The 5,680-nt window shown below is 73.6% G+C and carries 6 protein-coding genes; 3 read left to right on the forward strand and 3 right to left on the reverse strand.

The annotated features are described in order from the left end of the window. From VK640_04925 to VK640_04935, 3 genes are all read right to left on the reverse strand, one after another. On the reverse strand, positions 1-701 hold a 701-nt coding region (locus tag VK640_04925; protein ID HTE72528.1), incomplete at its 3' end, for an excinuclease ABC subunit UvrA. Positions 702-974: 273 nt separating this feature from the next. Continuing rightward, positions 975-1,373 carry a VOC family protein gene (locus tag VK640_04930; protein HTE72529.1) on the reverse strand — a complete coding sequence of 133 codons (399 nt, stop codon included), beginning with the start codon at positions 1,371-1,373 and terminating at the stop codon, positions 975-977. 127 nt (positions 1,374-1,500) lie between these two features. Continuing rightward, on the reverse strand, positions 1,501-1,911 hold the full coding sequence (locus VK640_04935) for a helix-turn-helix transcriptional regulator (protein ID HTE72530.1): 411 nt from the start codon (positions 1,909-1,911) through the stop codon (positions 1,501-1,503). A 125-nt stretch (positions 1,912-2,036) separates the two neighbouring features. Here VK640_04935 and VK640_04940 point away from each other — a divergent pair, with 125 nt between their 5' ends. The 3 genes from VK640_04940 to VK640_04950 all read left to right on the forward strand — a co-directional run. Beyond that, positions 2,037-4,742, forward strand: a complete 2,706-nt coding sequence (locus VK640_04940) for a hypothetical protein (GenBank protein ID HTE72531.1) — start codon at positions 2,037-2,039, stop codon at positions 4,740-4,742. Positions 4,743-4,746: 4 nt separating this feature from the next. Then, positions 4,747-5,445, forward strand: a complete 699-nt coding sequence (locus VK640_04945) for an ATP-binding cassette domain-containing protein (protein ID HTE72532.1) — start codon at positions 4,747-4,749, stop codon at positions 5,443-5,445. After that, a partial coding sequence (locus VK640_04950; GenBank protein HTE72533.1) for an ATP-binding cassette domain-containing protein occupies positions 5,442-5,680 on the forward strand: 239 nt, incomplete at its 3' end. The genes VK640_04945 and VK640_04950, both read left to right, overlap by 4 nt.

A 5,680-nucleotide genomic window follows, 5' to 3' on the forward strand; every position in this document is an offset into this window, starting at 1 on the left:
TCCGGGTCGAAGAAGCCGCAGCCGCGGAAGATGCGGCCGTACCAGCCGTCCATGCTGTAGCCGGGGATCGTGAGCGCGCCCTCGTTGAGCGACAAGCTGTCGTCGTACAGCGCAGACAGGTCGAAGTCGGTGACCGAGCCCCGGCCCTCGCAGCGCGGACACATGCCGCCGAGACGAGTGAAGCTCGCCTTCTCGGTCTTCGTCTTGCCGGCGCCTCGGTCGATGGTGATCGCACCGCTCGCCCGGACCGAGGGGACGTTGAACGCGTACGCGTTTGGTGAGCCGATGTGCGGCTGCCCGAGCCTGCTGAAGAGGATGCGCAGCATAGCGTTGGCGTCGGTGGCGGTACCGACGGTCGAGCGGGGGTTGGAGCCCATCCGCTCCTGGTCGACGATGATCGCGGTGGTCAGGCCGTCGAGCACGTCGACCTCGGGCCGCGCCAGCGTCGGCATGAACCCCTGCACGAACGCGCTGTAGGTCTCGTTGATCATCCGCTGCGACTCCGCAGCGATCGTGCCGAACACCAGCGAGCTCTTGCCCGAGCCCGACACGCCGGTGAACACCGTCAGCCGGCGCTTCGGGATCTCGACGCTGACGTCCTTGAGGTTGTTCACGCGCGCGCCCTGCACGCGGATCAGATCGTGGCTGTCGGCAACATGCAGCGCACGCGACTGCATGTCCGTCCTCGTGGCCGTGCTCATCGTGTCTCCATCTGTCACGCGGGGCCGCCTTTGCGGTCTCCGTCGGCGTCGCCTGGCTCGATCAGACCAGCTTCGAGCAGTACCTCTGGTTCTCCTTCGTCGGCGCGGTCGCGGCAACCGGGTCGCTGTCTACCTGATCGGCGGTGTCGGCCGGGGTGGCGCGACACCGGCCTGGATGCGGCGCGGGGATATGCGGAACCAGCGGTACGGCGTGGCCAGCGCACGCGGGTCGAAGCCGGTGTGCGTTGTGCGGGACTCCGGGGCGGACGACGGTCAGGCCTGCGCGATGCGGACGAGGTTGCCCGAGGGGTCGCGGAACGCGCAGTCGCGCGCGCCCCAGGGCTGCGACGCGGGCTCCTGGAGCACCTCGGCGCCCGACGCCCGGACCTTCTCGAACGTGGCGTCGAGGTCGCCGGAGCGGAAGATCGCGGCCTGCAGCGACCCCTGCGTCACGAGCGACAGGAGGGTGTCGCCCTCGGCCTGCGAACGACCGCCGTGCGGCTGGAACAGGACGATGTCGACGTCCTGCCCCGGGGCGGCGACGGTGACCCAGCGGAAGCCGTCGGACGCCACGTCGTTGCGGACCTCGAGGCCCAGCGCGTCGCGGTAGAAGCCGAGCGCGGCGTCGGGGTCGTGGACGGGGATGAACATTGCGGAGACGGTGACTGCCATGCGACGACCGTAGGAGCAACGACCGTCGCGTGCTTCTCCGATCCTGCTCGGTGCCGGGGCGGGCGGGCGTCCGGTGCGCCGGCACCGCCCCGTTCGGAGCCGACCCCTCCGTGCAGGTCGGCAGCGCTCAGACCGTGACCGTCGTACGCCGCGGTCGCGTCGCGATCATGCTCACGCACGACGGAACGACCTCGCGGTCGCGGTGATCGCGCGCGCGGTACTGCGACGGCGTCTCGCCGACGATCTCGGTGAAGCGCGAACTGAACGAGCCGAGCGACGTGCAACCGACGGCGACGCAGGTGTCGGTGACCGACATCCCCTGACGCAGAAGAGCCTTCGCGCGCTCGATGCGTCGCGTCATGAGATAGGAGTAGGGCGTCTCGCCGTACGCGGCACGGAACCTGCGCGAGAAGTGCGCGGGCGACATGAGCGCGGCACGCGCCATGGCCGGGACATCGAGGGGCTGCGCGTAGTCGCGGTCTATGAGGTCGCGCGCCCGGCGCAGGTGCACGAGGTCGGCGATCTCCTCCGGCGTCATGCCGACGACGGTACGCGACCGGTCGCCACGGTCACGCTTGGGGTCGGGCTGGCCCGGCCCGGGGTGCAGCGCCCGAGGGGTGAGCGACCGGGTGTGAGCGGGTGGTGCCGGTAGCGTGCGCCAGCATGGGGGGCCGGCTGCGTGCCGCGTTCGCGACCTTGTGGTCGCCGCCGTGGCGGCGTGCGCCGTGGCTGCTGTGGCGGCGGGCCGGGGTCATGGCGATGGTGGCCGGGGCTGGCGTGGTGCTGGTGGCCCCTGTGACGGCGGTGCCGCTGTTCTTGTCGTCGGTGGGGACGGCGTCGGTGGCGGTGCAGGCCGACGAGCGGTGCCCCCGGGACACCGGGGTGAGCTACACGGCTTCCGTGGCCACGGCCGACGCGGCGTCCACGCGTGTGGATCCGCTGCGTGCGCTCGCCGGCGACGTGGGACCTGTCACCCGCTGGGCCCGCTCGGAGCCCGTTCAGCTGGCCGGTCCCGGCTCCGACGACGACACGGCGGCTGTCGTCCTGACCCGCGATGGCGCGACCGATCACATCGAGATCCTCGAGGGCACGGCGGGGCGGGGGGCGCTGCTGGCCGACCGCGCGGCCCAAGCCACCGGCCTCGGCCCGGGGGACATGGCGACCATCAGCGGGGCGGCGGTCCCGGTGACGGGCGTGTACCGAGATCTGGCCGGCATCAGGGTCGATGAGGCCTGGTGCACCCACGGCGACCTCCTGCTTCCCCGGGGGAACGGCCTCGACCGCATCCTGCCCCCGCCGGTCGTGCTCGTCGACCGGCCGACGTTCGCCGCTTTGATGGCCGACCTCGGCGTCAACCGGGTCGCCCTCACCTGGGAGGCACCGTTACGAGGTGGGCTGACTGTCGCCGGCACCCGCGGCCTGCTCGACGACCTGGCCTGCGTGTCGCCCACCGCGACCGGGCTGGACTGGTGCTCCGAGGGGCGACCGTCGGCTGCCGTAGGTCCCGCCGGGCGCGTCGCCGAGGGCGGGTACGACGACCAGCACCAGCGCGAATTCGTCGCCCACTTCTTCGAGACCCACCTGCCGTTCGTGGTGGATCGGGCCGGCTCGATCCGGACGTCGGTCGCCGGCGGGGTCTGGCCGGTCGCCGGGTGCGCGGCGCTCGCCGGCGTCGGGTTCGTGGCGGCGGCCGCGTCGCTCTGGTCCGACCGCCGCCGCCGGGAGATCACGCTGCTGACCGTCCGCGGCGTCTCACCGTCGGCTCTGGGCCTCAAGGCGGTGCTCGAGCTGATCGTCCCGCTCACCGCGGGGGCGGTGGGCGGTGTCGGCCTCGCCTACGGCCTTGTGATGTGGCTGGGCCCGTCCCCCGTTCTCGAGGGATCCGCCGTCGTCCGGGCTGTGGCGAGCGCTGCGGTCGGCCTGGTGGCGGCCATGCTCGTCGTCGGTGCGGTCGTCACCCGCCGGGTGCGGACCGGGCGGGCCCGGCGGCACACCCCGGCGTGGCTGCGGGCCGTGCCGTGGGAGCTGGCGCTCGTGGGCGCGGCCGTCGTGTCCTACCGGCGGCTCGGCGAGTGGGGTGTCCCGGTCAGCCACGGCGCCCGGGTCAGCCGGGTCGATCCGCTCGGCCTGCTGTTTCCCGTCCTGTTCCTGCTGTCGGCCGTCGCTGTCGCCTCCCGGCTCCTCGTGCTCGGGATCGGCCGGGTCCGGGTCCTCAGCCGCAGCTGGCCGACCCCGCTCTACCTGGCGGTCAGGCGCGTGTCGCGCTATCACGTGGCGGTCGTCGGGCTGATGGCGTCGTCGGCCGTCGCCGCCGGTGTGCTCGGCTACGCCGCCACCCTCAACCGCTCGCTCGAGGCCACCCTCGACATCAAGGCCCGGGCGTTCGTAGGCAGCGACGTCTCCATCCGCCTCGGTCAGGACGAGCGACTGCCCGACAGGCTCGCCGCCCGGGCGACCCAGGTCGACGGCTACACCCGCGCCGGGGTCGACGCCGGCTCGGGCGAGCAGGACGTCACCGTCCTCGCCATCGACCCGACCACGTTCGAGGACGCCACACTCTGGGACCGCACGTTCTCGGAGAGCGGGTTCGGGGACGTGCTCGACCGCCTTGGCCGGGCGGCCGGCGACGACGGTCCCGTCCCGGTCGTGGTGACGGGCATGGAGGACCTCGCCGACACCGCGAGGGTCGTGATCCGGGGCCCCCACACCACCCGGTTCACCATCGAGCAGGTCGCCGACGTCCGGGCGTTCCCGGGCATGAAGCGCCCCGTGCCCACGGTGTTCGTCGCCGCAGCCAACGTCGAGCGCTTCGACCTCACCGGCGCCCGCTTCGAGACCTGGATCCGCGGCGACCGCGGCCTGATCCTCGCCGCGCTGGACTCTGCCGGCACCCGCTTCGTCGAGGTCCGGCAGGTCGCCGAGGTCGTCGACCGGGCGGCGTTCCTCACCGTCGCCTGGACGTTCGACTTCATGCAGGCGATCGCCGTCGGCGCCGGCCTACTCGTCCTCGGCGGCCTCACCGCCTACCTCGACGCCCGTCGACGCAACCGCCTGCTCGGCTACGCCTTCGCCCGGCGCATGGGTCTCACGTCCGTCCAGCACCGCCGGGCCCTGCTCATCGAGCTCGCTGCCAGCGTGGTCGTCGGCTGCTGGCTGGGTCTCGGCATCGCCCTGGCCGGGGCCTGGCTGGTGCACGGCCGCCTCGACCCCGTTCCCGCCTTCCGTCCCGGCCCCGTGCTCCGCCCCGCCACCGCGGTGATCACCGCGCTCGCCGCCACCGCCGCCGTCGTGGCCGTCATCGCTGCCGCCGTCGTCCAGCACCGCACCGACCGCGACGATCCCATCGACGTCCTCCGGGCAGGCGTCTGACGCTGTGCCGCCCGACCCGACCCCGAGCGCCCAGACCGGCGAGCCGGCCGCCCGCTGCTGCGGCGTGTCGGTCCGCTATCGGACTGCGACCGCCGTGGTGGACGCGGTCCGGGACATCGACGCGACGTTCGAGCGGGGGCGGCTCTCGGTCCTGGCCGGGCCCTCGGGTTCCGGCAAGTCGTCGCTACTGCGGACGATGGCCGGGCTGCAGCTGCTGCACGCAGGGTCGGTCGTCGTCGACGGCGTCGACGTCGGCCGGCTCGGCGCTCGCGCTCGACGGCGCCTGCGGAGGCGCTCGATCGGCGTCGTCCTCGAGGAGCCGGCCGACAACCTGCTCCCCTACTTGCGGGCCGAGGAGCAGGTGGCGCTCGCCGCCCGACTCCGGGGTGCCGACGCGTCCAAGGCCGGCGGCCTGCTCGCCGCCCTGGGGCTCGCCGACCGCACCAGGCTCCACCCCGAGGAGTTGTCAGGCGGCGAGCAGCAGCGGGTCGCGTTCGCGGCCGCGGCGGTCGGCCATCCGGCGCTCCTCCTCGCCGACGAGCCCACCGCTGCGCTCGACACCCGGTCCGGGGCACTGGTGATCGAGGCAATGCGGGACCTGGTCGCCACGGGACGAACGCTGGTGGTCGCCTCCCATGACCCCGCCGTGATCGCCGCCGCGGACGCCATGGTCACCCTCCGGGACGGCCGGGTGCTGGCGTGACGGGCGGCGGGCCGTCGGCGCCCGGCGGTCCGGACGCGCCGGTCCTGCAGATCCTCGGCGCGCGGAAGTCGTTCCGGACGCCGGCGGGCGACGTCACCGTGCTCGACGGCGTCGCCCTCGCCGTGCAGCCAGGCGAGATCGTCGCCGTCGCCGGCCGGTCCGGCTCGGGCAAGACGGTCCTGCTCACGATGGCCGCCGGCTGGGACCGCCCTGACGCCGGCACCGTCGAGCGGCC

The organism is Actinomycetes bacterium (genome assembly GCA_035489715.1).
Taxonomy (GTDB): domain Bacteria; phylum Actinomycetota; class Actinomycetes; order JACCUZ01; family JACCUZ01; genus DATHAP01.